The sequence below is a fragment of the Alishewanella longhuensis genome, assembly GCF_014653435.1.
GTDB classification, from domain to species: Bacteria; Pseudomonadota; Gammaproteobacteria; order Enterobacterales; family Alteromonadaceae; genus Alishewanella; species Alishewanella longhuensis.
The window spans coordinates 65,995-91,929 of sequence record NZ_BNAO01000009.1; the positions used below are offsets into that span (position 1 = coordinate 65,995).

At 47.2% G+C, this 25,935-nt stretch carries 26 protein-coding genes; 15 read left to right on the top strand and 11 right to left on the bottom strand.

Annotation, left to right across the window (positions count from 1 at the left end):
* The 4 genes from IE163_RS15150 to lexA form a co-directional block, all read right to left on the bottom strand.
* Positions 1–555: a cytochrome c oxidase assembly protein gene (locus tag IE163_RS15150; protein ID WP_189433836.1), complete on the bottom strand. Its 555-nt coding sequence runs from the start codon at positions 553–555 to the stop codon at positions 1–3.
* Between the two features lie 9 nt (positions 556–564).
* Entirely contained in the window at positions 565–2,148 is a 1,584-nt protein-coding gene (gene ctaD / locus IE163_RS15155) for a cytochrome c oxidase subunit I (RefSeq protein ID WP_189433837.1), read from the bottom strand.
* Between the two features lie 3 nt (positions 2,149–2,151).
* A complete protein-coding gene (gene coxB, locus IE163_RS15160) occupies positions 2,152–3,222 on the bottom strand; it encodes a cytochrome c oxidase subunit II (RefSeq protein ID WP_189433930.1) in 1,071 nt (356 codons plus the stop codon).
* A gap of 382 nt (positions 3,223–3,604) precedes the next feature.
* On the bottom strand, positions 3,605–4,225 hold the full coding sequence (gene lexA / locus IE163_RS15165) for a transcriptional repressor LexA (RefSeq protein WP_189433838.1): 621 nt from the start codon (positions 4,223–4,225) through the stop codon (positions 3,605–3,607).
* Between the two features lie 194 nt (positions 4,226–4,419).
* Between lexA and plsB the strand changes: the two genes are divergently transcribed.
* Positions 4,420–6,867 (top strand): glycerol-3-phosphate 1-O-acyltransferase PlsB, encoded by a 2,448-nt coding sequence (gene plsB, locus IE163_RS15170; protein WP_189433839.1) that lies wholly within the window; start codon positions 4,420–4,422, stop codon positions 6,865–6,867.
* Here the strand turns inward: plsB and tesB are convergent.
* A complete protein-coding gene (tesB, locus tag IE163_RS15175; protein ID WP_189433840.1) occupies positions 6,858–7,721 on the bottom strand; it encodes an acyl-CoA thioesterase II in 864 nt (287 codons plus the stop codon). The genes plsB and tesB overlap by 10 nt on opposite strands.
* A 63-nt stretch (positions 7,722–7,784) precedes the next feature.
* Here tesB and IE163_RS15180 point away from each other — a divergent pair, with 63 nt between their 5' ends.
* Both IE163_RS15180 and IE163_RS15185 read left to right on the top strand, forming a co-directional pair.
* Positions 7,785–8,240: an EVE domain-containing protein gene (locus IE163_RS15180; protein WP_189433841.1), complete on the top strand. Its 456-nt coding sequence runs from the start codon at positions 7,785–7,787 to the stop codon at positions 8,238–8,240.
* A gap of 50 nt (positions 8,241–8,290) precedes the next feature.
* Positions 8,291–8,533 (top strand): hypothetical protein, encoded by a 243-nt coding sequence (locus IE163_RS15185; protein ID WP_189433842.1) that lies wholly within the window; start codon positions 8,291–8,293, stop codon positions 8,531–8,533.
* Between the two features lie 47 nt (positions 8,534–8,580).
* Here IE163_RS15185 and IE163_RS15190 read toward each other — a convergent pair whose 3' ends face one another.
* On the bottom strand, positions 8,581–10,320 hold the full coding sequence (locus tag IE163_RS15190) for a DUF885 domain-containing protein (RefSeq protein WP_189433843.1): 1,740 nt from the start codon (positions 10,318–10,320) through the stop codon (positions 8,581–8,583).
* A gap of 376 nt (positions 10,321–10,696) precedes the next feature.
* Here IE163_RS15190 and IE163_RS15195 point away from each other — a divergent pair, with 376 nt between their 5' ends.
* The 10 genes from IE163_RS15195 (at position 10,697) to hemB (ending at position 18,537) form a co-directional block, all read left to right on the top strand.
* On the top strand, positions 10,697–11,719 hold the full coding sequence (locus IE163_RS15195; RefSeq protein WP_189433844.1) for a GGDEF domain-containing protein: 1,023 nt from the start codon (positions 10,697–10,699) through the stop codon (positions 11,717–11,719).
* Positions 11,720–11,828: 109 nt separating this feature from the next.
* On the top strand, positions 11,829–12,584 hold the full coding sequence (ubiE, locus tag IE163_RS15200) for a bifunctional demethylmenaquinone methyltransferase/2-methoxy-6-polyprenyl-1,4-benzoquinol methylase UbiE (RefSeq protein ID WP_189433845.1): 756 nt from the start codon (positions 11,829–11,831) through the stop codon (positions 12,582–12,584).
* The gene (locus tag IE163_RS15205; protein WP_189433846.1) at positions 12,584–13,189 is read left to right on the top strand and encodes a ubiquinone biosynthesis accessory factor UbiJ; all 606 of its coding nucleotides are present in this window, start codon (positions 12,584–12,586) and stop codon (positions 13,187–13,189) included. Before ubiE ends, IE163_RS15205 begins: the two co-directional genes overlap by 1 nt.
* A gap of 3 nt (positions 13,190–13,192) precedes the next feature.
* A complete protein-coding gene (gene ubiB / locus IE163_RS15210) occupies positions 13,193–14,821 on the top strand; it encodes a ubiquinone biosynthesis regulatory protein kinase UbiB (RefSeq protein ID WP_189433847.1) in 1,629 nt (542 codons plus the stop codon).
* A gap of 61 nt (positions 14,822–14,882) precedes the next feature.
* Positions 14,883–15,149: a twin-arginine translocase TatA/TatE family subunit gene (gene tatA / locus IE163_RS15215; RefSeq protein ID WP_189433848.1), complete on the top strand. Its 267-nt coding sequence runs from the start codon at positions 14,883–14,885 to the stop codon at positions 15,147–15,149.
* Between the two features lie 2 nt (positions 15,150–15,151).
* Complete coding sequence (tatB, locus tag IE163_RS15220) at positions 15,152–15,532, top strand: Sec-independent protein translocase protein TatB (protein ID WP_189433849.1); 381 nt, start codon at positions 15,152–15,154, stop codon at positions 15,530–15,532.
* Positions 15,510–16,262: a twin-arginine translocase subunit TatC gene (gene tatC, locus IE163_RS15225; protein ID WP_189433850.1), complete on the top strand. Its 753-nt coding sequence runs from the start codon at positions 15,510–15,512 to the stop codon at positions 16,260–16,262. Before tatB ends, tatC begins: the two co-directional genes overlap by 23 nt.
* A complete protein-coding gene (locus IE163_RS15230) occupies positions 16,259–16,747 on the top strand; it encodes a hypothetical protein (RefSeq protein WP_189433851.1) in 489 nt (162 codons plus the stop codon). The genes tatC and IE163_RS15230 overlap by 4 nt, the downstream gene beginning before the upstream one ends.
* A 1-nt stretch (position 16,748) precedes the next feature.
* Positions 16,749–17,546: a TatD family hydrolase gene (locus tag IE163_RS15235; protein ID WP_189433852.1), complete on the top strand. Its 798-nt coding sequence runs from the start codon at positions 16,749–16,751 to the stop codon at positions 17,544–17,546.
* Complete coding sequence (hemB, locus tag IE163_RS15240; protein ID WP_189433853.1) at positions 17,536–18,537, top strand: porphobilinogen synthase; 1,002 nt, start codon at positions 17,536–17,538, stop codon at positions 18,535–18,537. The genes IE163_RS15235 and hemB overlap by 11 nt, the downstream gene beginning before the upstream one ends.
* 14 nt (positions 18,538–18,551) lie before the next feature.
* Here the strand turns inward: hemB and gppA are convergent, their stop codons facing one another.
* Entirely contained in the window at positions 18,552–20,108 is a 1,557-nt protein-coding gene (gene gppA, locus IE163_RS15245; RefSeq protein ID WP_189433854.1) for a guanosine-5'-triphosphate,3'-diphosphate diphosphatase, read from the bottom strand.
* On the bottom strand, positions 20,074–21,363 hold the full coding sequence (gene rhlB, locus IE163_RS15250; protein ID WP_189433855.1) for an ATP-dependent RNA helicase RhlB: 1,290 nt from the start codon (positions 21,361–21,363) through the stop codon (positions 20,074–20,076). Before rhlB ends, gppA begins: the two co-directional genes overlap by 35 nt.
* Before the next feature lie 101 nt (positions 21,364–21,464).
* On the opposite strand from rhlB, the gene trxA reads away from it, so the two are divergent.
* Together trxA and rho are read left to right on the top strand one after the other, a co-directional pair.
* The gene (gene trxA / locus IE163_RS15255; RefSeq protein WP_189433856.1) at positions 21,465–21,791 is read left to right on the top strand and encodes a thioredoxin TrxA; all 327 of its coding nucleotides are present in this window, start codon (positions 21,465–21,467) and stop codon (positions 21,789–21,791) included.
* Positions 21,792–21,982: 191 nt separating this feature from the next.
* Positions 21,983–23,248, top strand: a complete 1,266-nt coding sequence (rho, locus tag IE163_RS15260) for a transcription termination factor Rho (protein WP_189433857.1) — start codon at positions 21,983–21,985, stop codon at positions 23,246–23,248.
* 16 nt (positions 23,249–23,264) lie between these two features.
* On the opposite strand, the gene IE163_RS15265 is transcribed toward rho, so the two are convergent.
* From IE163_RS15265 to IE163_RS15275, 3 genes are read right to left on the bottom strand one after another with little or no spacing between them, the layout of a single operon-like run.
* Positions 23,265–24,125, bottom strand: coding sequence for a hypothetical protein (locus IE163_RS15265; protein ID WP_189433858.1), 861 nt, complete (start codon positions 24,123–24,125; stop codon positions 23,265–23,267).
* Positions 24,126–24,169: 44 nt separating this feature from the next.
* A complete protein-coding gene (deoA, locus tag IE163_RS15270; RefSeq protein ID WP_189433859.1) occupies positions 24,170–25,492 on the bottom strand; it encodes a thymidine phosphorylase in 1,323 nt (440 codons plus the stop codon).
* Between the two features lie 8 nt (positions 25,493–25,500).
* A complete protein-coding gene (locus IE163_RS15275; RefSeq protein ID WP_189433860.1) occupies positions 25,501–25,929 on the bottom strand; it encodes a cytidine deaminase in 429 nt (142 codons plus the stop codon).
* Positions 25,930–25,935: the final 6 nt, after the last annotated feature.

Here is a 25,935-nt window from a genome sequence, read left to right on the forward strand (position 1 = left end):
TTATTCCCCAATTTTTTCTATTTGCGTCTCAGGCTGCCAGCTTGCCGTCACATCGTACAAGGTATAGTTCAGCGTAATGGTGTTAAACTGCGCTGGCAGCGCGGGGTCCACATAAAACTGCACTGGCATTAACATATTTTTGCCAGCAGCTAATTGTTGTTGGGTAAAACAGAAACATTCAATCTTATGCAAGTACAGGGCAGCCTGCCCAGGCGATACCGACGGTACCGCCTGCCCTACGATAAATTGTGAAGTCGGGTTTTCTGCCAGGTAATTCATCACATGAACCTCTCCCGGATGCACCGTCATCCGGCGAATCTCCGGTTTAAAGATCCAAGGCATGTCTTTATTCGGCCTGGCTAAAAATTCAATGGTAATTTCACGGCTGGTATCTACCCCATCGACCAACATTGCAGCAGGTGTGTTGGAGGTTTTACCATTAAGACCGGTAACCTCACAAAATACCTCGTACAAGGGCACTAAGGCATAACCAAAGCCAAACATCAGTAGCGCGACCAGCAATAATTTACTCACTAAAGCGCGATGTGCTTGCATAGCTGTGTCCTATTTAATCACCGGTGGCGTATCAAAGGTGTGATAAGGCGCAGGCGACGGGATCTCCCACTCCAGGCCTTCAGCCCCTTCCCAAACCTGAGCCGTTGCCTTTTCACCACCACGGGCACATTTCACTACCACCCATACAAAAATGAGCTGAGACAGGCCAAACAGGAAACCACCGACACTGATAAAGGCATTAAAGTCGGCAAATTGCAGTGCATAGTCTGGTATGCGGCGCGGCATACCCGCTAACCCCACAAAATGCATTGGGAAAAATAGCAAGTTGACGGAAATTAGCGAACACCAAAAATGCAGTTGGCCCAGACGCTCATCGTACATATAGCCGGTCCACTTAGGTAACCAATAATAAGCAGCGGCAATAATAGAAAATACAGCACCAGTCACTAACACATAGTGAAAGTGCGCCACCACAAAATAGGTATCATGGTATTGGAAATCGGCCGGTGTAATTGCCAGCATTAAGCCTGAGAAACCGCCAATAGTGAACAGCACAATAAAAGCCAGCGCAAACATCATCGGCACTTCAAAGGTCATAGCTCCCCGCCACATGGTTGCTACCCAGTTAAATACCTTCACCCCAGTCGGCACCGCTATTAACATGGTCGCATACATAAAAAACAGGGTGGCAAAAACCGGCATTCCTGTTGTAAACATATGATGCGCCCAAACCAAAAAGGACAAAATGGCAATACTGGCTGTAGCGTATACCATTGAAGCATAACCAAAAAGCCGTTTGCGAGCGAAGGTGGGGATAATGGCTGAGACAATACCAAAAGCAGGTAAGATCATAATATAAACTTCTGGATGACCAAAGAACCAAAAGATATGCTGAAACAACACCGGATCACCGCCACCTGCCGCGTCAAAAAAGCTGGTACCGAAGTATTTATCCGTCAGCACCATCGTTACCACGGTAGCCAAAACTGGCATCACCATTATCAATAAAAAAGCCGTGATAAACCAAGTCCAAACAAACAGCGGCATTTTCATCCAGGTCATGCCCGGCGCGCGCATGTTCCAAATAGTCACAATAACGTTAATTGCCCCCATAATGGAGGAAATACCCATAATATGCACCGCGAATACAAACAGTGCGGTACTGTCGTTACTGTAGGTTGTGGAGAGTGGCGCATAGAAAGTCCAGCCAAAATCGGGGCCGCCACCAGGCATAAACAAGCTCAAAATAAGAATTAAAAAGGCAAAAGGTAAAATCCAGAAACTCCAGTTATTCATGCGGGGTAATGCCATATCTGGCGCACCAATCATGATAGGAATCATCCAGTTAGCTAAACCGGTAAAGGCAGGCATTACGGCACCAAACACCATAATGAGGCCATGCACTGTGGTCATTTGGTTAAAAAATTGCGGCTCAACAAATTGCATACCCGGTTGAAATAACTCCAATCGGATCACCATTGCCATGGCACCACCAATAAAAAACATAAGCAGAGCAAAGATAAGGTACATGCTACCGATATCTTTGTGGTTAGTTGTAAAAAGCCAGCGCTTTATGCCGCTAGGCTTATGATCATGCGCATGATCATCATGTTCTGAGGTAATAGCTGACATCCGTTATTCTCCCTTGCCTTGCTGAACAGCGAACACATCGGCAGCCTGCACGGTGTCACCGGTGTTATTATCAAATGCATTACGGGTATAGGTAATGACTGCGGCGAGTTCTTTTAAGCTCAATTGCCGGCCAAATGCTTGCATGGCGGTACCAGGCTTACCATTAACGATAATATCAATATGCGCAGCGCGATCAGTTAGCACCAACTGACTACCTTTAATGGCAGGGAAAATTCCCGGTAAACCGCCGCCCGTCGCCTGATGGCAAGCGACACACCACCCCTGATAAACCCGCTCTCCCGTGCTCATTAACTCTTGCATGCTCATGTTCATGGCGAGTAGTTCGCGCTCAGCCGCTTTAGCTGCGGCAATCCGAGTTTCTTCTTGTACTATCCAGGCTTGATAATCGGCGGGGTCTTTAGCTATCACCACTATCGGCATAAAGCCATGATCTTTACCACAGAGTTCAGCACATTGACCGCGATAGATACCGGGGTGGTCTACTCGAGTCCAGGCCTCATTAATAAAACCTGGATTAGCATCTTTTTTAATAGCAAAAGCAGGTACCCACCAGGAATGGATTACGTCATCAGACGTCATTAGAAAACGTACTTTCTTGCCGGTAGGAATAACTAAAGGTCGATCAACTTCCAACAGGTAGTTTTCGCCTTTAGCCAATTTGTTGGCTATTTGCTCGCGGGGCGTGGCAAGTAATGAGAAATACTCAACATCATGTTCCAGATATTTGTAATGCCATTTCCACTGCGACCCAGTAACTAGCACTGTCACGTCAGCCGCAGTAGTGTCTTCCATTGCGATTAACGTTTTAGTGGCAGGAATAGCCATACCAATGAGAATAACAATCGGAATGGCTGTCCAAAGAATTTCTATTTTAGTGCTTTCATGAAATGAAGCCGGCTGCACCCCTCTTGCTTTACGATGGCGAATGATGGACCAAAACATAATCCCAAACACCACAGCACCGATAACGCAACAAATCCAGAAAATCGTCATATGCAGTTGATAAACCTGCTGACTAATTTCCGTAACACCTTTTGTCATATTTAAAGGCATAGATGTTGATGCAGTTGCCGATGCGGCAAAAAGCAGGGTCGGCAGCGACCAAACCAGACAACGTGCGTTTGTCACTGTACTTCTCCTCTGTCATTTGCAACGCAATTGCAGAAACTAAGTACACAGAACTACACGGTTTTTAACTACCCACCCAACCGAATCTATGTGATAAGTTTCGCAATTTTTTATTGTTATTGTTTTAAGTGATTTCGAGGCAAGCGCTGAAATCAGTTACTGCTATCCTTTATTATTTTTTAAGCAGTCACCGACTAAGAATTATCCAGTATTGAGATTATGTAAACCCCTAAAATGCAAAAGCGCCGATAAAACCTTCTGGTCATACCAGCGCAGCAGTAAAATAACTTATTGAGTCAGAGGTACTTTATAACCAGGAGCCATTGCGAATAACCCCTACAGCCAAGCCCTCCACGGCAAAATGCTGTTGGCGCAGATCCACCTTAATCACCTCAAACTCTGGGTTTTCTGGCAACAGTAATACCTGATGACCATTCCGCTGAAAACGCTTTACCGTGACCTCATCATCAACGCGAGCCACGATTACCTGACCAGGCTCAGCCTGACTGGTTTTATGCACCGCTAATAGATCACCGTCCAAAATACCGATGTCCTGCATGCTCATCCCTTGCACCTTTAACAGAAAATCGGCATGAGGTTTAAATAAATGCGCATCTATTTGATAATGATTTTGTACATGCTCTGCCGCTAAAATCGGCTGACCTGCTGCTACTTTACCAATTAGTGGTAAGCCCAACTGCTCGGGAGCATTGTCATCTTCCAGCAACCGGATACCACGGGATGTTCCGGGCAGCATTTCAATCACGCCTTTTTTTGCCAACGCTTTTAAGTGCTCTTCTGCGGCATTCGCTGATTTAAACCCCAATTTCAGCGCAATTTCCGCTCGAGTGGGCGGCATACCTGTTTCTTGCTGATAATCTTTAATAAGTTGCAGAATTTCTGCCTGACGTGGCGTAAGTGGTCTCATAATGCTGGCTACCTATACAGTATTTACTGTGAGTATATACAGCCTTTTACAAAATGCCAAGTGTTACGCCTTTCGCTGTGAGCACCTTAGTGGCAGTTAATTTTAGACAAAATGTATTAGCTAAAAAGTGCAGAGGCGAAGATATGTTAAACTCCACCTAAGCAATATTAATTTTTATTTAGGTATCTTTGGGTATGTTGTCGAGCTTATCGCTGTTTACCAGGCTTTTGAAATGGCCACTGCGGCTGTTAGTTAAATTTAAAATCGTGCCAGACAATCCACTAAATCAGTTAGGAATAGTAACTGAGCGGCCCTTATTTTATATCTGCCATACCGAATCGGCCAGCGATCTGGCAACCTTGCGCCGGGTCTGTCAGCAATTGTCCCTGCCCGATCCTTTAGCATCTGTTTCGCTTAATGGTCAGCAATTACCACGCACTCTTTTTTTGGAGAAACCACATCAGCTAATAGGCGGCCGCGCTAAAACACAGGCACTACAACAAGGTCAAGCATTGTTAGCAGCCCATTTGGCAGACCCAACCTTACAAGCACAATTAATGCCGGCCGCCATTTTATGGGGCCGTGCACCCGGAAAAGAAAACAGCATTAAATGGCTGCTAGGCGAAGCGCACTCGCCTAATTGGTTAGCAAAATTAGTCATTGTATTGATCTCAGGGCGCCATACTCTGGTGCGTCTGAGTAAACCAGTCGATTTACAACAAATGGCCGCCCAGTTTGGCGCTGCCGAAGACACGGCCCGTAAGCTGTTACGAATGTCACGAATTCACTTTTACCGGCAGCGATTAGCTGCTACCGGTCCAAAATTAATGAATCGCAGCCAGCTGTTTAATGCACTATTAGCGACCCCTGCCCTGAAAAAAGCCATCGCAGATGAAGCAAGCAGTAAACGCATCAGTCCTAGTGCTGCTCAGCAAGAAGCCCGCAAGTTACTGCAAGAGATTGCAGCTGATTATCGTACTTCTACCTTACGTTTTGGCGATCGGATACTCAGTTGGTTGTGGCAAAGGCTATATAACGGCATCAAAATTAATAATGCCGACATGTTGCGCGATCTAGCGCAAAAAGGGCACGAAATCGTCTATGTTCCCTGTCATCGCAGCCATATGGATTATCTGCTACTTAGCTATATTATCTATCATCAGGGCTTGGTGCCGCCCCATATCGCTGCTGGTATTAATTTGAACTTCTGGCCAGCGGGCACCTTGTTTCGCCGCGGCGGTGCTTTTTTTATCCGGCGTAGCTTTAGCGGTAATAAACTTTACTCCGCGGTGTTTCGTGAATACTTAAGTCTGCTTTTTATGAAAGGTTATGCGGTTAAATACTATACCGAAGGTGGCCGCAGCCGCACCGGTCGTTTATTAACCCCAAAAACCGGCATGCTGGCAATGACAGTGCAATCGATGCTTAGAGGTATTGATCGACCAGTGACCTTAGTACCGGTTTATCTGGGCTACGAACATGTGATGGAGGTCAATACTTACCTGAGCGAACTACAAGGCTCTGGCAAAAAGAAAGAATCGGTAACCGGCGTTTTAAAAGCCATCCGTAATTTACGGGATTACGGCTATGGTTATGTTAATTTCGGCGAGCCAATCTCGCTGAATCAATATTTAAACCAACAAGCGCCAGATTGGAAAGGTGAAATTAACGCGTTAGAGGCACCTAAACCGCAATGGCTTAATCCAGTGGTTGCCAAATTATCAGATCAAATAATGCGACATATTAATCAGGCTGCAGCCTTAAATAGTATAAATATGTTGGCTCTTTGTTTACTGGCCAGTGACAAACAAACCTTAACCCGACAGGAACTGCTACAGCAATTAACCTGTTATCTGCAACTGCAGCAGCAAGCACCCTACCACCGCTTAGTGAGTTTGCCGGAAATGAGCCCGGAGCAAATGATAGACCACGCAGAAAAGATGCAGAAAATTCAGGTGTCACGCGATAGCTTTGGTGAGTTAATCAGCTTAACCCCGGCTAATGCCGTATTGATGAGTTATTACCGCAATAACGTACTGCATTTATTTATCCTACCCGCTATTTTAGCGGCAGCTGTGCTGCGTCAGGGGCAGTTACACCAACAGCAACTTTTGATACTGGTCGAACAACTCTACGGTTTATTACGCCAAGAGCTGTATTTATATGTCCCTTCAGTTAGCCAGTACAGCAAAACGATTTTGCAGCAATTAACCAGCCAGGGATTATTGCTCCAAGATGGCGACTTGTATCAGGCGCCCGCTCAACATAGCCGCGAATACTTTATGCTTGACCTCTTAGCGCATAATGCCGAACATACTTTACAACGCTATGCGATGGTATTTAACTTACTGCGGGCTCATGGCCCACTCAATCGCGCAGAACTGGAGCAGCAAAGCCATCAGCTGGCGCAGCGACTACTGGCCCTGCATGGCATTAATGCCCCAGAATATTATGACAAAAACCTGTTTGCCACCCTTAGTCAGGCGTTAAAAGCCGAGGGCTATACCCAATTGGATCAAGACAATAGAGTAAATGCCACGGCAAGTTTGGCCAATCTGGCTAAAACCGTTAACCTATTGCTACGCAGCGAGGTATTGCAAAGTATTAACAGCATTATGCCAGAGCAGATCCCTCAGACCTGATACTCCCGAATCACGCCTTGCTGGATGGTGGTAGCCACCAGCTTGCCATCCCGACTAAAAAACTGGCCCTGTACCAAGCCCCGGCCGCCTGAAGCGGCGGGGCTATCTACCGCGTACAGCAACCAATCATCAAAACGGAAATCGTGATGAAACCACATAGCATGATCAATGGTGGCAACTTGCATCTGCGGCGCCATAAAAGAGCGACCATGTGGCTGCAGTGCCGTAGGTAAAAAATTAAAGTCCGAGGCATACGCTAACAAATATTTATGTACCCTGACATCATCCGGCATATTGCCATTGGCTTTAAACCAAACAAAACGCTTTGGCGCGCTCACTTGCGGTGAAAAGGGATTTTGAAAATCCACTGGTCGCATTTCTATCGGTTTTTCACAAATAAACTTGCTGCGCAACTTTTCCGGAATTTGTGCGGCATGCTGCTGATAAAAATCTAAATCAGACACTAACTCATCAGGTCCGGGTACGGCTGGCATGGGTGTTTGATGCTCAAATCCCTGCTCTTCGGTTTGAAAAGAGGCCGTCATATAAAAAATGGGTTTACCAAACTGAATAGCACTGACTCTGCGAGTGCTAAAACTTTTCCCATCCCGAATATTTTCAACTTCATAAACGATGGGCTTGCTGGCATCGCCCGGCCGCAAAAAATAAGAATGAAAGGAATGCACCTTGCGCTCTTCCGGCAAGGTTTCTTTAGCAGCCGATAACGCCTGCCCCATTACCTGGCCACCGAACACGGCTTTGAAGCCCAAATCCTGACTCTGACCACGATATAGCCCAAGCTCTATAGTTTCTAGCTTTAGTAAAGATAATAAATTGGCTAATACCTGACTCATACTCTGGCCTATGCTGTGATTTAAAGTGCTGTTATTCTGCCGTAAATAGAGGAGTCTGGCAAAATGAACTATTGGTTATTTAAAACCGAACCTGAGGAATGCAGTATTGATGATTTTGCACGTGAACCCAACAAAGCCATTGTTTGGGAAGGCGTACGTAATTATCAGGCGCGCAATTTTTTACGAGATTCCGTCGCGGTGGGCGATCAGGTCTTTATTTATCATTCTAGCTGTAAGTTAATTGGCGTGGCAGGTATTGCTAAGGTGGTGCGGGCAGCCTATCCGGATCCCAGCCAATTCAATAACCAAAGTCCCTACTTTGATGCCAAAGCCTCAGATGCACAACCCCGTTGGGTCGCAGTAGACTTGATTTTTGTAGAGAAATTACCGCAACTCATTTCTCTAGACAAAATTAAAGCTTGTCCCGAAATGGCCGGCTTACCTTTAGTGCAAAAAGGCAGTAGATTGTCTGTGATGCCCGTTACTGCGCAGCAGTGGCAAGATCTGTTGAACTTGTAGCCAAACTGGCGCTCTTACTGAAGCATCTAACCTGTTTTGGAGCCACGAATATGCACGCCATGAAAATAACAGAGCGGCGCCAGACGGCGAAAGACCTTCATGTGCTTTGGGAACAGCTTACGCTCGCGCAGAAATTTTCTGTCGCCGAACTACAACGCTACGGTTATCAGTTGCAGTTTGTCAGGCAGTTGCCGGCCGGCCAACTAGCGATACTGGATTTTGCCGGTAAGCTGGCCGCTATTGATAATGATGGGCAGATTGATACCGAGCCGTCACTGATCTTAAGACATTAATAATACAATAACGCCGGCAACTGCCGGCGTTATTGTTACAGCATGTTTTATTGCTGCTGCTTTTGTTTTATATAACGCTCAACCTGCTGTTCTAACACCGCTAGCGGTACGCTACCATTACCCAGCACCACAGCATGAAACTCACGAATATCAAAACGATCAGCCAGCTGTTCCTCGGCCTGCTTGCGTAAACGCTTGATAGTGAGCTCACCTAACTTATATGACAAGGCTTGTGCTGGCCAACTGATATAACGATCGATCTCGGTTTGCACATTATGCATGGATAGCGCAGTATTCTCTGCCAGAAAATCCATCGCTTGTTGCCGGGTCCAGCCTTTAGTATGCATACCGGTGTCAACGACTAATCTGGCGGCACGCCACATCTCATAAGTTAAACGGCCAAAGTTGCTGTAAGGGTCCTGATAAAAGCCCATTTCCAGCCCTAAGTACTCGGCATACAATCCCCAGCCTTCGCCAAAAGCCGAGGTATAAAATGAACGACGAAAATCTGCCAATTCACTTTGCTCTCGCGCTAACGAAATTTGCAAATGATGTCCCGGTACTGCTTCGTGTAACGTTAACGCTTCCATTTCATAGAGTGGTCGCCGATTCAGTGCGTAGGTGTTCACCCAGTAAAAGCCCGCTTGATCATCACGAGAGGCCCCGGAATAGCGGCCAGTAGTATATTTAGGGGCAATTTCTGCAGGCACTTCTACCACCCCATAAGGTGTGCGTGGCAGCAAATTGAAGAAACGCGGTAACTGGGCATCAGCACGTTTGGATAACCAGGCCGCATACCTTAATAACTCATCTGCCGAGGTAGGATAAAACTGCGGATCCGTGCGTAGATAATTGATGAAGTCTGCAAAACTGCCTTCAAAGCCCAGACTGTCGATAACTTGCTGCATCTCTGCACGAATTCTGGCCACTTCAGCCAACCCCGTTTGATGTACCTGCGCAGGGGTTAATTGCAAAGTAGTGTAATGCTCTAAACGGTTTTGATAAAAAGCACTGCCATTCGGTAGTGAACTGGCAGCAATGTCCTCGCGAGCACCTGGTAAATAGTCGGCGACCATAAAGTTGTAAAATGCCTGATAAGCAGGATTCACCTGGGTACGAATTAATTCAGCAGCTTGTTGCCGGAACTGCTGCCATTGCTGCTCGTCCAGGCTGTCCGGTTTACGCTGCAAGGGTTGGAAAAATACACTTTGCTCGGCATCGACAGCGATATAAGAGCTGATACTTTGTTCAAACCCCGCTAACACCACCTTGGGCTGTGTAATGCCTCGCGCTAAACCTTCCCGCATCAACGCAGTTTGCTGTGTCATATAGCCTGGAATGGCAGCTAACCGCTGTAAATACAACTGATAATCGTCCGCTTGACGCAAGACGCTTCGCTGAAAACTCATCGCTAAAAAGGTATGAAAACCCGATTCAGACGTTAACGGCATAAAATGTGCGTCAAAGCGATATTGATCAATTTCATCTGCCAATCTGTAGGCCAAAATGGCATGATCAATTTGCTCTTGCTCAGATAATTTAGTCACATCAACGGCAAGTAATCGTTGTTGCAATAACAACCGCTGTTGTTGCCGCTCGGCCAGCCCAGCCATCGACATATCGGTTAAGTTGCCAGGTGCTGGCGTGCGCAATGTTGTTTCGGCTTGCCAAATCTGTGCCGCCAACTCAGCAAAGGTCGGGGTGGCTACCTCAGGAGCTTTGCTGGCACAACCAGCTAACAACATTGCACCTGCGAGCAAGCTAAACGCCTTATTAATTCTATTCATATTCAGTTCCCTGTTTATTCTTCTATTCGAGACCCTTTAGCCTTACCTGTGTTCTATTAAGGTAACCGCAGTGCCATTAGTTTTCGCAAATCCGTAGTACTAAAGTTTATGTTTACAGCGGGCTAACTGCAGCACAGCAATAACGCTACCGATGATTGTAACCGCTTTTTAGAGACTGCACATGGCAGCGGGCCGCGTCAATTGCCCACTCTACCGCTTCTATCGCTGTTAAACTCGACCTTATTTGGGCCCAACTGACGGTAATTTCGACATATCTCTGAAATTATTCTGAAAACATATTGCCAGTCCTGTTTTATCACGTACTATAGAAATTGTTAATTAACTTGTTACCGCTATTGGAGCTCTGATTCGTGCTATGAAGTATAAAGATACGATGCAGCAAGCCATGGACAAAGCCGCCCAGGTTGGTGCATTTTTAAAGCACAATCAACTGGCCGCACATCCTACAAATTACACTGTGGGCTACGAATACATTAGCGGTAACAATAGCGAGCTCTGTCAGGCCATTGAACAGAAATTGGCTGCAAAAGCCTGTTTTGATGATTTCATTATGGCGGAGCTCTACAATCGTTATTTAGTCCCCGAACAGCAGCAACAAGAACAATTATTACAAGACGTATCTGGTATGGTTAGTCGCCTGTCGGGCTATACAGATCTTGCCGCCGAAGCAACCGAAAACTTTATTGACCAGCTTGATCATACCGTTTTTAAGCTGGAGCAGGATGCGATACCCATGCCACCGGCTTTAGCTGAGTTAAAGCAAGTTACCTTGTCTTACCGTAAGCAACAGCAACAGCTCAATCAGCAGCTGATTAGTGCTAACCAACAAAGCCATCAATTACGCAATGAAATCGAGCAACTAAAAAAACAACGTTTACAAGATCCACTTACCGGCCTGTACAATAGAGTGGCCATGCAGAATCAGGTAGAATTATGGCTAAGCGAGCAGCCTGATCGGCGTATCGCTGCCATTTCGGTAGATCTCGATCACTTTAGCCGGTTTAATCAGGATTATGGCCACACCATTGGTGACATTATTTTGTCGAGAGTGGCACGTAAGGTTGGCAGCTATGTACAAGAAAGTGGCATGCCAATACGCGCTGGCGGTGAAGAATTCTTATTACTGTTACCTGATGTTGATTTGCGTACCGCGGCCGAGATTGCTGAGCAAGTGCGCAAAGGCGTAGAGAAACTCCGCTTTATTTCCGCCCGGGACAAGAAAAGTCTACCCAAGGTGACTATTTCACTGGGCGTTGCCCTCTATCATGCCTCAGAAAACTGGTACCAGTTTTTAGCTCGGACCAACAATGTTATGCAGTTGGCGAAACAGCGAGGTCGCAATCAGGTTGCCAGCGAAGCTATGTTAGCCTCTGTATAGCAAGGTTCACACAAAGCGCTAATTTTCTACCCTTGATTGACTGCGGCTGTTGGCTCAGCCAGCGTAATCTTTTACACTAGCCGCTTATCAATCGCAATCAGGCACTGTTATGAGCGAACCTAGCAACTCCACCACGCATTTTGGTTATAAATCGGTACCCGCCGAACAAAAAGTCGCCATGGTCGCAGATGTATTTCATTCTGTCGCGGCTAAATATGACATTATGAATGATGTAATGTCCATGGGGATCCACCGCTTATGGAAGCGGTTTGCCATTGACTGCAGCGGCGTAAGACCGGGCCAGCAAGTCTTGGATCTTGCCGGAGGTACCGGCGATATCGCCGCCCTGTTCTCGAAGCGCGTCGGCGCTAACGGTAAAGTGATACTCGCTGACATCAACGAATCGATGCTTAATGTTGGCCGCGACAAACTGCGCGATCTCGGCCTAATCAACAATATTGAATTTGTGCAAGCCAACGCCGAAGCTTTACCTTTTGCCGATAACAGCTTTGACATCATTTCTATCGGTTTTGGCCTAAGAAATGTGACCGATAAAGATGCGGCTTTGCGTTCTATGTTCAGGGTATTAAAACCAGGTGGCCGCTTACTGGTACTGGAATTCTCTAAACCTACTCACGATTGGCTTAGCAAAGCCTATGATCTTTATTCGTTCCGGCTATTGCCGTTTATGGGCCAGCTAATCGCCAACGATAAAGAAAGCTATCAGTATCTGGCTGAGTCGATCCGCATGCACCCGGACCAAGAAACATTAAAGCAGATGATGGCAGCAGCAGGCTTTGCCGAAGTCAGCTACTACAATATGACGGGTGGTATAGTCGCCTTACATCGGGGCTATAAATTCTAATGCTGCCGCTGTTACCTCAGCTGCTCTGTGCCACAGCAGAGAATGTCAGTCGTAAATTGATAGCGCTGGACCCAGCTTGTCAACCTGCGTTAAAACGTTTGCAAGACAAACAGCTATCGGTAACACTGCGAGATCTCAAGCTCACTTTAGTAGTCAGTGCTTGCCAGGATGCCCTGTTATTTAACCAACATAACGATGCAACCGATTGTCAGATCAGTGCAGACATTCGCACCCTAAAACAGCTTAGAGATCCGAGCCAATTAACTCGTTTAATCAAATCTGATGCCTTGCAAATAGAGGGTGATTTGCAAGTTGCTCAGCTTTTTTCGCAGTTTGTGCAACAGCTAAGCCCCGATTGGCAGCTGGCGTTATCGCATTATATGGGTGACGCCCTTGCTTATAAAATAAGCAGCACCCTAACGCAATTACAGCAGTATATTAAGCTAAAAAATTCCCAACTGGCCCAGTTACAACTTGAGCTAGCACAAGATGAGTTATTGCTCGCACCAAGCCGCGCTGAAACCGAACAATTCAACCAACAACTTAGTGAATTGCAAGCCAGAGTAGAGTTATTGCGCCGCCAGCTAAGCAAACTTCAGGAGTAATAGGTGCGGATAAGCCGTTTTTACCAGATCCAGAAAACCTTGTTACAATACGGCCTGGATGAATTAATCCCGGCACAATGGCAACCTTGGTACGCAAAACTGCTGCGTGGCAGTCTGTTTTGGTTGCGCAATCGCTACCCGGAGCACAGTATAGGTGCCCGCCTACGGTTGGCACTGCAAAGCCTGGGGCCGGTTTGGATCAAGTTTGGTCAAATGCTGTCGACCCGCCGAGATCTGCTACCCGCAGCCCTGGTCGACGAGTTAGCCATTCTGCAGGATAAAGTGGCACCCTTTGCGGGCGAAGAAGCACAACGCCTGATTGAAGAAGCGCTTGAACTGACAGAGATCAGTGAATTATTCGCGCACTTTGAATTGATACCACTGGCATCTGCCTCTATTGCACAAGTTCATACCGCGCAACTTAAACAAGCAGATGGTAGCTTAGCGGATGTCGTGATCAAAGTCATTCGCCCTGGGATCCGCAAGCAAATTCTTGCTGACTTGGCACTTATGGATAGCCTGGCTGTGATGGCCGCCCGTTTTTTGCCCGATGGCAAACGCTTACGCCCACGCGAGGTCGTCGCAGAATATCGCAAAACCATCTTAGATGAACTGGATTTACAGCGCGAAGCCGCGAATGCCATTCAATTGCGGCGCAATTTTGCCGAATCAGACTCACTGTATATTCCTTTTGTTTATGCCGATCATTGCCGCAGTAACGTGATGGTAATGGAGCGTATTTATGGTATCCCAGTTTCCGATATTCCTGCATTGGAAGCGCAAGGCACCAATATGGAGCTGCTGGCAAAACGTGGCGTAGAGGTGTTTTTCACCCAGGTATTTCGCGACAGTTTTTTCCATGCTGATATGCACCCGGGTAATATTTTTGTTTCCTATGATCACCCAGAAAACCCGAAATATATTGGCATTGACTGCGGCATAGTGGGTACCTTAAACGCTGAAGATAAGCGCTATCTAGCGGAAAACTTTGTGGCCTTTTTTAACCGTGATTATCGCAAAGTCGCCCAGCTGCATTTAGACTCCGGTTGGGTACCCGCGCACACCAAGGTAGAAGAATTCGAAAGCGCGATTCGTACCGTGTGCGAGCCTATTTTTCAAAAACCACTGGCCGAAATTTCCTTTGGCCATGTATTGCTCAACCTGTTTAATACCGCGCGGCGCTTTGAAATGCAGGTGCAACCGCAATTGGTATTATTACAAAAAACCCTGTTGTACATTGAAGGTCTTGGCAGACAACTCTACCCACAGCTAGATCTGTGGAAAACCGCCAAACCTTTTTTGGAAAATTGGGTCAAACAACAGGTGGGGCTGCCCGCTATCTGGCGTCAGATAAAAGAAAATCTGCCGTTTTGGGCTGAAAAAATGCCGCAGATGCCAGAACTACTGCATCGTTATCTGGAGCAAGGGCCCAGACAACAGCAAGCCTTGCTGCTACAAATGCAGCAAATGCAACAGCAGCAGCAACAGAGCAAACAACAAATAATTAGCGCTATTCTTGCGGCAGCTTGCCTGATTAGTGCTAGTATAGCGTTCAGTATTAGTACAGGCTGGTTAGCCGCTACGCTTGGCGCAGCCGCTGTCGTATTTGCCATAAAAGCTTCACTGGCATAATCCGCTTAGTCGCAGTAAGGTGCCTACCCGGCATTTTAGGTAATAAAACGAGGAAGTTAACATGGGTTTTGGTGGTATTAGTATTTGGAATTTGCTGATCATTTTAGCCATTATAGTGCTGCTATTTGGCACCAAAAAGCTGCGCGGTATTGGTACTGATTTAGGCTCAGCAATAAAAGGCTTCCGCAACTCCATTAAAGATGAAGAGCAAAAAGACGACGCTGAGTTAAAAGCTGAAACGAAACCAGCACAAATTGCCGAGCAGACTAAGCCTGCCGCCGATGCCGCAACAAGTAACCAACATACTACTGACAAAGATAAAGTATAATTATGGGTTTTTGGGAGCTGCTGATTATTGCGGTTGTGGCCCTACTGGTATTAGGGCCTGAACGCTTGCCCGGTGCGATACGCAGTACCATGAAAACCGTAAGAAGCATCAAACAGTTTGGCTATCAAATGCAAGCTGAGTTGAATGACAATCTGCGGGTACATGAGTTACATCAAAAACTGAAAGATGCAGAAGCCAAAGGCATGCTAAACCTTACTGCAGATGAAACAGCCGCTTTAAAAGAGCTCACTGAAGCAGCTAACTCGGTACGTCCAGCTAATGCCCAACTTTTGCCTGATGCAACTAACAATGCCGTTGCCACACCTGCAGAGCAACCCCTGATTGAGACCGCTGTAAAAGATGAAAACAAAACCGGATCCTGACAGCCTGTTAGGCCACCTGCTGGAACTGCGTAATCGTTTACTACGTTGCATTGTTGCAGTGCTACTGGTATTTATCGCTTTGGCCTATTTCGCCCGCGATATATACGCACTGTTAGCGCAACCTTTGCTCGCGGTGCTCCCAGAGGGCACTAGCATGATAGCTACCGATGTCGCAGCGCCTTTTTTTGCGCCCTTTAAACTGACGTTTATCGTTGCCATTTGTTTAGCCATACCTTATATCCTGCTGCAAGTCTGGCAATTTATTGCGCCGGCGCTATACAGCAAAGAAAAGCGTTTAATGGCACCTCTGGTTTTTAGTAGCACCCTGTTATTTTACGCCGGTATTGCCTTCGCCTATTTTATTGTATTTCCACTGGTTTTCGCCTTTTTTACCAGCGTTGCCCCTGAGGGTGTTACTATCGCCACTGATATCAGTAGCTATCTGGATTTTGTATTAAAACTGTTTTTTGCCTTTGGCTTATCTTTTGAAATTCCTATTGCTATCTTACTACTGGTCTGGAGTGGTAGTGTTTCCCGGCAAGCGTTGGCTGAAAAACGCCCCTATATTATCGTGGCCGCTTTTATTGTCGGTATGTTACTTACGCCACCGGATGTGTTATCACAAGTATTATTAGCAATTCCAATGTGCTTATTATTTGAAGTGGGTTTGTGGCTAAGCCGCTTTTACGTACCAAAAGCAGATGACTCTACCGAGGAACTACAACAATGAATAAAATTTTACTCTGCAGCGCCAGCTTAATGGCTTTGTTACTTAGCCCGGCATTGCTGGCACAAACCTCACTATCCTCAGCCTTAGAGCAATGCCGTACAGAGCAAAATGCCCTGAAAAGGCTAGTCTGTTACGATGAAATAAAAACACCCAATGCGCCAGTTGCCGCAACGCCGGCTGCATCAGGTCGTAGCGCTGAAGCCAAAGCTACCCGGCCGGCCGGCAACAACGATTTTGGTTTAGAGCACAAAAAAACTGATGATACTGCAGATAAAGTCTCTGCTATCGTTAGCAAGATTACCTATAGCCCACGCAAAGAAATGATTATCGAATTTGACAATGGTCAGGTATGGCGGCAAACCGCCTCTGGCACTTACCCAATTAAGGTTGGTGAGCGGCACTTTATCAAACGCGGTATGTTAGGCGCTTTTTATCTTGGCAATGATAACAACAACCGTACGCTAAAAGTAAAACGCGAAGACTAAGATGCGCTGGTTTGATTGTGGCGTAAACCTGTTTAGTCCACAGTTTGCCGGCCAGGAAGTGGCTATTATCGAAGCTGCCCGTGCCGCGGGCGTGCAACGCTGTTTACTGATAAGCAGTGACTTATCAGAAAGCCAGAAAAATACCGACTTTTGCCAACAGCACTCCGGTTGTTTTAATACTGCCGGCGTGCATCCGCATCAGGCTGCCTTCGTTGCAAAAAATTGGCTAGCGCAGTTGCAGCAACAACTGCTGGCGCCTTCGGTTGTTGCTATTGGTGAGTGCGGGTTGGATTTTAATCGTGATTTCTCGCCCAGAATACAGCAACAGCGGGTATTTGAAGCGCAACTGGCATTATCACAACAAGCAAAGTTGCCGGTGTATTTACATGAGCGTGACGCCTTTGCTACCCAAATTGCCATGCTAAAAGCTCAGCCACCCATCGCTGGCATTGCCCATTGTTTTACCGGCGATAGCCATCAGCTAAAAGCCTACCTGGATTTAGGCCTCTATATTGGGATCACTGGCTGGCTTTGTGACGAGCGACGCGGTCAGGACTTACAGCAAGCCTTAGCCTATATCCCTGCAGACAGGCTGATCCTGGAAACTGATGCCCCTTATTTAACACCAAGAACTATTCGCCCCAGACCACGCTGCAATAGCCCGGCTTTACTGGCTGCTATAGGTAGCGAAGTTGCCCGTTTAACTGGCGCAAGCGTGCAGCAGATAGCTGAGCAGAGTTATCAGAACAGTTGTCGCTTGTTGCAATTACCCGTCGAGGACACCCCAGATGCACACTAATCGTTTTTTTCCTGCCAGCCGCCTGCGCCGGATGCGTGAGCATGATTTTAGTCGCCGTTTAATGGCTGAAAACCAGCTAACGGTGCATGATTTAATTTACCCAATGTTTATTATTGAAGGCGAAAATAAACGGGAAAGCATTGCCTCCATGCCGGGCATTGAACGCCTGAGTTTAGATCTGTTACTGGCCGAAGCCCATGAACTGGTCGCGTTGGGTATCCCAGCTATTGCGCTGTTTCCGGTAACACCGGCAGATAAAAAGTCTGTAACGGCAGAAGAGGCGTGGAACCCAGAGGGCCTAGCGCAGCGCGCAGTGCGATTGCTGAAACAGCATGCCCCTGAGCTGGGTATTATTACCGATGTCGCCTTAGATCCTTTTACCACCCATGGTCAGGATGGCATTATTAATGAACAGGGCTATGTGCTGAATGATATTACAACTGAAGCGCTGGTCAAACAGGCATTGTCACACGCCGCCGCAGGGGCAGATATTGTGGCCCCTTCCGATATGATGGATGGCCGCATTGGTGCTATTCGTGAAGCCTTGGAAGAAGCAGGCTTTGTAAATACTCGTATTATGGCCTATTCCGCTAAATATGCGTCCAGCTACTACGGCCCCTTCCGGGATGCCGTTGGCTCAGCAGGCAATTTAAAAGGCGGCAATAAAAAGAACTATCAGATGGATCCTGCCAACAGCAACGAAGCCTTGCATGAGGTTGCTATGGATCTAGAAGAAGGTGCTGATATGGTGATGGTGAAACCGGGTATGCCCTACCTGGACATTGTGCGCCGGGTCAAAGATGAATTCGGCGTCCCGACCTTTGCTTATCAGGTGAGTGGCGAATATGCCATGCATATGGCGGCTATCCAAAATGGTTGGTTAGCGGAACAGCCCGTGATTATGGAGTCATTACTGGCGTTTAAACGGGCGGGTGCCGATGGTATCCTCACTTATTTCGCCAAAAAAGTGGCTATCTGGCTTAAGCAATAAAGCCAGATATTGTGCTATTGAATAATCAGTTCCCAGCCTGCCTGTTGCTGATACTGTACCTCTTGCTCCAACTCCGCCCGCATTAGCGGGTGTTGCTCCAGCCAGCCGGCAGGCATATGTAAGGTAAGGGATTCTGCTTTGGCGCTAATGTTCACCTGCGGCAAGGCTTCATGCCGGCGGCGCATTGAGAGAATGACCGCTAAGCGTAAAATGCGGGTCAAACGTACCGTTAAAAGTACTGAGGTCATGGTTTGACGGGCAATGATCTCCCGGGCAATATCGGCCCGATGATTATAAACCAGCGCCATCACCAACTGTTGCTGGGCACGGGTAAAGCCAGGTAAATCAGAATGGTTAATAATATAAGCGCCATGATGATGATGGTTTTTATACTCTATTAACAGGCCCAGCTCGTGTAACAAGGCGCCAGAGCGCAACATGCTGTGGCCCTCAAAACGCTGTAAGTCCCAGCGGCTTTGCAGCTGCTCCGCCAGCTCAGCAGCCATTTCTGCTACCCGCTCAGCATGTTGTTGATCGATAAAATAGCGCACCATCAGGCTATTCACTGTACGACTACGCACATTAGTATCTTGCAGCTGCGGCAACATGCTATAGAGCACACCTTCACGCAGTGCACCGCCCGAGAGGGTCATACCGGGTATTTGTAACTGGCGGAACAAGGCAATTAAAATGGCCAGACCCGAGGCAAATACCTGCTTACGTTCTTGCGCTAACCCCAGAATATTCAATTGCTCGACCGGACCGCATGCCATCGCCTGCTGCATAATATCTTCCAGCCGCTGCAAGGTGATCACTTCGTCTTTACCCTGCGCCACCAAAATTTCTTGCATGGCTTGCACAGTGCCCGAAGCGCCAACAGCAATTTGCCAACCTTCATCCAGGAAACTTTGCTTTATCTGTTGTATTTCACGCTCTGCCGCATCAATAGCGGCCTGAAAATTCTCTTCACTTAGTTGCTGATCGCTAAAATAACGCTCTAAAAATGTCACACAGCCCATATTGAGGCTACTTAATAACTTTGGTGTAAACCCCTGACCAATCACTACTTCGGTACTGGCACCACCAATATCAATCACTAAGCGATTACTTTCACTATTTGAGGTATGGGCTACACCAAGATAAATAATACGGGCTTCGTCTTCACCACTGATCACCTGAACTTTTTGTCCAAGTATGGCTTCAGCTTCTTGCAGAAAGGTTTTCACATTTTGTGCTAACCGTAGCGTAGCAGTGCCAACAATACGGATATTTTGCGGTGGGATATCTTGCAAACGCTCAGCAAATAACGCCAGGCATTCCCAGCCGCGCTTCATCGCTTTGTGACTAAGCACCAAATTATCGTTTAAGCCAGCGGCTAAACGCACCTTGCGTTTAACCCGGCCAATCACTTGCACCGAGCCACCAACCACCTTGACCATAAGCATATGAAAGCTGTTGGAGCCAAGATCAATTACCGCATAGATATCGCTATGCGGTGAATTAGCCAAAGCAGCGAGGTCGCTGCTATCGGAACTATTAGCGAGGGCGGCTGCGCGGGGATCTTGAGCCATTAGGAGAACGCCCACTGTTACTTCTGCTACCGGAGCCGCTGCGTGCCTGACCTGGCCGACGCCGAACCCGAGGTTTTGGCGGTGTAAGGTCGGTTAATAGCGCCTCGGCGTCATACTGGGTAACAGCAATAGGATGACGGATATAGTCTTCTATTGCTGTTAAATTTAACGCATAGCGTTCACAGGCAAAACTAATGGCTTTGCCGCTTTCACCCGCGCGGCCAGTACGGCCAATCCTGTGCACATAATCTTCACAGTCATCCGGTAAATCATAATTAAATACATGGCTAACTTTTGGAATGTGTAAGCCACGGGCAGCAACATCGGTTGCCACTAAAATATCTAACTTACCGGTGGTAAAATCGTCCAGGATTTTCAGACGTTTTTTCTGAATCACATCACCGGTTAATAAACCTACGCGATGGCCGTCCGTATCCAACCAGTGATAAACGTCTTCACAGGCATGTTTGGTATTAGCAAACACTATGGCTTTGTCTGGCCACTCTTCCTCGAGCAGGGTTAATAACAAAGGCATTTTATGTTCATGCGCGGGGTAAAACAGCTCTTCGCTGATCCGGCTACCGGTCATTTCTTCTGGTGCGATATGGATATGCACCGGCTGATTCATCTTTTCGAAAGCCAATTCCTGTACTTTATAAGATAAAGTAGCAGAAAATAATAAGCTCAAGCGTTCCGTCACGGGTGGCATACGATTAAACATAAAGCGGATGTCTTTGATAAAGCCCAGATCAAACATCCGGTCGGCTTCATCCAGTACCACCACCTGAATTTGTGACAGCTCAAACAGGCCTTGTTTTAAATAGTCAATTAACCGGCCTGTGGTACCAATTAAAATATCTACGCCTTGTTCCAGCAACTGGCGTTGAGAATCGTAACCCTCGCCCCCATAAATCAAACCTAGACGCAGGTTAGATTTTTGCGCCAAAATAACGGCGTCGTTGTGGATCTGAACAGCAAGTTCACGCGTAGGAGCCATAATAATGGCTCTTGGTTGGCCGGAACCCTTAGGTTCGTGGGTTAACAAGTGGTGGAACGTAGCCGTTAAGAACGCTAACGTTTTACCTGTACCTGTTTGCGCCTGGCCTGCAATATCTTTACCTGCTAATGCAAGGGGTAAACATTGCGCCTGAATTGGCGTACAATAGCTATAACCTTGAGCGTTAAGCGCGTCAAGAACCTGTGGCGCCAATGCGAAATCGGCGAATTTATGCGATGTTAAGTGTGTTTTATTCATACCTGCCTAGCATAACTGTTACGCTTGCAATAAGAAACAGCCGCGATTAAATTGATAGTATATTTTAGCAGTGTAACTGCACAGCCTGAACGGAGAAATAGATGAGCGAACATATTTTACAGGTTTCTGACGACAGTTTTGAAACTGACGTGTTAAAAGCAGAAGTTCCAGTACTGGTAGACTTCTGGGCAGAGTGGTGTGGCCCTTGTAAAATGATCGCGCCGATACTGGACGATGTAGCGACTGAATACGCCGGCAAAGTCGCCGTCGCTAAGGTTAACATCGATCAAAATCCTAATACGCCGCCAAAATTTGGTATTCGTGGTATTCCAACCTTATTGCTGTTCAAAAATGGTCAGGTGGCAGCCACTAAAGTAGGGGCGTTATCTAAAACGCAGTTAAAACAGTTTTTGGATAGCAATATCTAAATTCGCAAGAAAGGCGTATTTTTTGTACGCCTTTTTTTATTGTGCGCTGGACGTAACTAGTCACAGCTGCTATTGTGTGCAGTAGCAAATATCTGAAACCACGCTTGTCCGTCGAATAAACCAACTTCTATCCTAATTTTATCGAGCTGATAAGCATTTAATCTGTTTTTACCAACAAGAACCCATCAAATATGCATTTAACAGAACTGAAACTGAAGCCAATTAGCGAACTGGTTGAGTTAGCCGAGTCTATGGGCCAGGAAAATATGGCCCGCCTGCGCAAACAAGATATCATCTTCGCCATTCTTAAAGCCCATGCCAAAAACGGTGAAGAAATCTACGGTGACGGCGTACTGGAGATCTTACAAGATGGCTTCGGTTTTCTGCGGTCTTCAGACAGTTCTTACTTGGCTGGCCCTGACGATATCTATGTTTCTCCCAGTCAAATTCGCCGCTTTAACTTACGGACTGGCGATAGCATTTCGGGTTTAATCCGGCCACCGAAAGAAGGTGAACGTTACTTTGCACTTTTAAAAGTGAGCGAAGTAAACTTCGGCAAACCAGAGCACGCCCGTAATAAGATTTTATTTGAAAACTTAACGCCTTTACATGCTAACTCTCGTTTACGGATGGAGCGCGGTAATGGCAGCCGTGAAGATATCACGGCACGGGTACTCGACTTAGCGTCACCCATTGGCCGCGGCCAGCGTGGTTTAATTGTCGCGCCACCAAAAGCCGGTAAGACCATTTTGCTGCAAAATATTGCACAGTCCATCGCCGCTAATCATCCTGAATGTGTGCTGATGGTATTGCTGATTGATGAGCGGCCAGAAGAAGTTACCGAAATGCAGCGTCTGGTTAAAGGCGAAGTTATCGCCTCGACCTTCGATGAACCGGCCAGCCGCCACGTACAAGTGGCCGAAATGGTTATCGAAAAAGCCAAGCGTCTGGTTGAACATAAAAAAGACGTTATTATCCTGCTCGACTCCATTACCCGCTTAGCCCGCGCTTATAACACTGTTATTCCAAGCTCAGGCAAGGTGTTAACCGGTGGTGTCGATGCCAACGCCCTGCATAAGCCAAAACGTTTCTTTGGTGCAGCGCGTAATGTAGAAGAAGGCGGCAGTTTAACCATTATTGCCACCGCTTTGGTTGATACCGGTTCGAAAATGGACGAGGTAATTTACGAAGAATTCAAAGGTACCGGTAATATGGAACTGCATCTCTCGCGGAAAATTGCGGAACGCCGCGTATTCCCAGCCATTGATTTTAACCGCTCAGGTACCCGTCGCGAAGAGCTTTTGGCATCGCCGGAAGAACTGCAAAAAATGTGGATTCTGCGCCGCATTCTGCATCCGATGGATGAAACAGATTGCATGGAGTTCCTGATCGATAAGTTGTCGATGACCAAAACTAACGACGAATTTTTCGATGCTATGAAACGGCAAAAATCTTAATCAGAATAACCGGCTACTACAGCCGGTTTTTTTCTGCCATTTGCTCGCGAATGCTTTCAAATGTCGGCATTAAAATCTTTATCGCATTTTCATCCAGCCAGAAAAATAAGACGTCAGCGTAATCCTCGGCTAACCAGAGATCTGGGATAACCTTGTTGATATCGTTAATTAAATTCTCGGCTAATACGGTTTTATTACAGGTGATATAAGAAACAGACTGCGGCTTGGCATCTAACATCGCAGCGCTTTTTATTATCTGCTGCGCTTTTAAAGTGCGCTGATAAAACTGTAAGCGCTCCGGATACTCAATCACGTAATCTACCCGTTTAGACAGTAGCAAAGCAGCCGCATTTAATTCACTGGTAAAAGCACTTGCCAGCAAGGCTGCACCAGATTGCGTTATGGCTTGCAGCATCACCTCTGGATAATGGCGATTAGGCTGATATGCCCCGAGCAACTCCGGATGCTGGACTAATTTACGTAAGTCCAGTTGCCATTGCTGATCCAGTAAAGATTCAACAAAGCTGCCTGCAACATAATTAATCGCAAAGCCGGGGCCTACGGCTAAAGGCAAAGAGTAAAAACGTGTTTTGCTTCTTTCTTCAGTGTAAAGCGCACCAGTAGCACAAACCGTCTCATCAGTATTCAAAAAATACGATTCTATTCTGCCCAGGCTGGTTAGCCGCAACTGGTGTTGGTATTGGGGTAATAAGGCGGTTAAGCGCTGCTGTAAAACATCAAAAGTACCTTGCCCCTGAAAAGGGCCCTCGACAATTTGATGCGGTGCCCAGTCGGTTTGTAACCATACGACAGTCGCAGCTTTTTGTTCTGTTTGCGGCAATAGCGATGCTAGCGCCATGATGGCAAATGTTAACATCTAAACTCCCTTTCATCGTACCATCCCCGGCACCGCAACAAGCATCAACCGATCAACTGGTGCACTAAAGGTGGCAAACTCTGATGATCAGCTGAATCGCCAAAGGTGCAGGCAGCCAGAAACTCTGAAGTCGCCTTGGTCGCAGCGTCAATAGAAGAAGCATGCACCAACGCCAGACGCTGGCCAGCGACCACTTCGACCCCAGCTGGCAGAATAGCACTAAAACCGACTGCAGGATCAATTTGCTGGGCCGGGTGCGAACGCCCACCACCCAGCCGCACAACGGCCATACCTAAGCCAACAGTGTGAGTATAGTGCAGTTTCCCGCTTTGTGGTGCCAAAATAGCCTGTACTACCGGCGCTATTGCCAGATACTGCTCTGGCCGCTCTAGCAGGTCGTTAGGCCCGCCCATAGCAGACACCATTTTTGCGAAAATTTCTGCAGCTTTACCCGAGCTTAAGCTGTGTTCCAGCGCCGCAATAGCCGAGGCTTTATCTTGATATAATTTGCCCAGCAGTAACATATTGGCACCGAGTTCTAGTGTTAGCTGATGCAAACGCGGCTCGCGGTATTTACCGGTTAAATAATCCAGCGTTTCCACTACTTCTAACGCATTACCTGCGGTAGTGCCAAGGATTTGATTCATATCAGTAATCAATGCCCGGGTAGCAACACCAGCACCGGTCGCGGTATTTACGATACTATGTGCCAAGGCCTGGGCGTCATTGGCGGTGGCCATAATGGCGCCATTACCCACCTTGACATCCATCACTAGCGCATCCAGCCCTTCTGACAGCTTCTTCGATAAAATAGAGGCGGTAATTAACGGGATAGACTCCACAGTCGCGGTAACATCACGAATGCCATATAAGCGACGATCGGCTGGTGCCAGCTCGCTACTTTGGCCAACAATGACACAGCCCAGCTCTGGCAGTAACTGTTGAATGCGACTTAACGACTGGGTACAGCTGTAACCCGGAATCGCCTCTAACTTATCGACGGTACCGCCAGTATGGCCCAAACCGCGCCCGGCAATACTGGGCATATAGGCGCCGCAGGCTGCTACCATCGGCGCCAGCATTAACGTCACTTTATCACCCACGCCACCGGTGCTGTGCTTATCAACTACCGGACCATCTAACTTGCCCTGCCAGTTTAATACCGTGCCGGAATCTCGCATGGCTAAGGTCAGCGCTACTGTTTCTGGCACTGTCATGCCATTTAAATAAATCGCCATTGCCAACGCAGCCGCCTGACTGTCGCTAAAACTGTCATCGGTCAAGCCTTTAACAAATTGCTGAATTTCGGCTTCGGCTAACATCTGGCCATTACGTTTGGTTTTAATTATTTCCTGTGGAATTGCCATCTTGGTTATCACTCCTTGTTAATTTTATTACTGGCGGCCAGATAAGTCGGGGTAAAGGCGTCGGGCAATAATTGCTGTAAGCTCCAGCTTTGTTGCTGCCCAAGATGATTACAACTGGCAATGGGGCTTTCCGGTAAGAAAAACTCTGCAATCACTTGCCGGCAAATACCACAAGGTGGTGTCAGTTTTTCTTGTGGGGTATAGACCATTAAGACGCTGAATTTGCGCTGCCCAGCCACTACGGCCGCCGCAATCGCATTGCGCTCGGCGCAAACAGTGCCACCGTAAGAGGCGTTTTCAACATTACAACCGCTAAAGATCTGGCCGTTTTCTGCCAGTACTGCTACACCAACCGGAAACTGACTATAGGGCGCATAAGCCTGCGCGGCGGCTTGTTTGGCAGCCGTTTGTAAGGCTGCCCAATTAATTGTAGTCACGGCAAA

Coding starts and splice junctions, on each gene's coding strand:
- lexA (WP_189433838.1), bottom strand. CDS start 4,225: ATGAGACCACTTACGCCACGTCAGGCAGAAATTCTGCAACTTATTAAA.
- tatA (WP_189433848.1), top strand. CDS start 14,883: ATGGGTTTTGGTGGTATTAGTATTTGGAATTTGCTGATCATTTTAGCC.
- IE163_RS15230 (WP_189433851.1), top strand. CDS start 16,259: ATGAATAAAATTTTACTCTGCAGCGCCAGCTTAATGGCTTTGTTACTT.
- IE163_RS15185 (WP_189433842.1), top strand. CDS start 8,291: ATGCACGCCATGAAAATAACAGAGCGGCGCCAGACGGCGAAAGACCTT.
- coxB (WP_189433930.1), bottom strand. CDS start 3,222: ATGCCTTTAAATATGACAAAAGGTGTTACGGAAATTAGTCAGCAGGTT.
- tatC (WP_189433850.1), top strand. CDS start 15,510: ATGAAAACAAAACCGGATCCTGACAGCCTGTTAGGCCACCTGCTGGAA.
- gppA (WP_189433854.1), bottom strand. CDS start 20,108: ATGGCTCAAGATCCCCGCGCAGCCGCCCTCGCTAATAGTTCCGATAGC.
- IE163_RS15150 (WP_189433836.1), bottom strand. CDS start 555: ATGCAAGCACATCGCGCTTTAGTGAGTAAATTATTGCTGGTCGCGCTA.
- IE163_RS15190 (WP_189433843.1), bottom strand. CDS start 10,320: ATGAATAGAATTAATAAGGCGTTTAGCTTGCTCGCAGGTGCAATGTTG.
- IE163_RS15265 (WP_189433858.1), bottom strand. CDS start 24,125: ATGTTAACATTTGCCATCATGGCGCTAGCATCGCTATTGCCGCAAACA.
- ctaD (WP_189433837.1), bottom strand. CDS start 2,148: ATGTCAGCTATTACCTCAGAACATGATGATCATGCGCATGATCATAAG.
- tesB (WP_189433840.1), bottom strand. CDS start 7,721: ATGAGTCAGGTATTAGCCAATTTATTATCTTTACTAAAGCTAGAAACT.
- deoA (WP_189433859.1), bottom strand. CDS start 25,492: ATGGCAATTCCACAGGAAATAATTAAAACCAAACGTAATGGCCAGATG.
- trxA (WP_189433856.1), top strand. CDS start 21,465: ATGAGCGAACATATTTTACAGGTTTCTGACGACAGTTTTGAAACTGAC.
- IE163_RS15180 (WP_189433841.1), top strand. CDS start 7,785: ATGAACTATTGGTTATTTAAAACCGAACCTGAGGAATGCAGTATTGAT.
- ubiE (WP_189433845.1), top strand. CDS start 11,829: ATGAGCGAACCTAGCAACTCCACCACGCATTTTGGTTATAAATCGGTA.
- rho (WP_189433857.1), top strand. CDS start 21,983: ATGCATTTAACAGAACTGAAACTGAAGCCAATTAGCGAACTGGTTGAG.
- IE163_RS15235 (WP_189433852.1), top strand. CDS start 16,749: ATGCGCTGGTTTGATTGTGGCGTAAACCTGTTTAGTCCACAGTTTGCC.
- tatB (WP_189433849.1), top strand. CDS start 15,152: ATGGGTTTTTGGGAGCTGCTGATTATTGCGGTTGTGGCCCTACTGGTA.
- IE163_RS15195 (WP_189433844.1), top strand. CDS start 10,697: ATGAAGTATAAAGATACGATGCAGCAAGCCATGGACAAAGCCGCCCAG.
- plsB (WP_189433839.1), top strand. CDS start 4,420: ATGTTGTCGAGCTTATCGCTGTTTACCAGGCTTTTGAAATGGCCACTG.
- rhlB (WP_189433855.1), bottom strand. CDS start 21,363: ATGAATAAAACACACTTAACATCGCATAAATTCGCCGATTTCGCATTG.
- IE163_RS15205 (WP_189433846.1), top strand. CDS start 12,584: ATGCTGCCGCTGTTACCTCAGCTGCTCTGTGCCACAGCAGAGAATGTC.
- hemB (WP_189433853.1), top strand. CDS start 17,536: ATGCACACTAATCGTTTTTTTCCTGCCAGCCGCCTGCGCCGGATGCGT.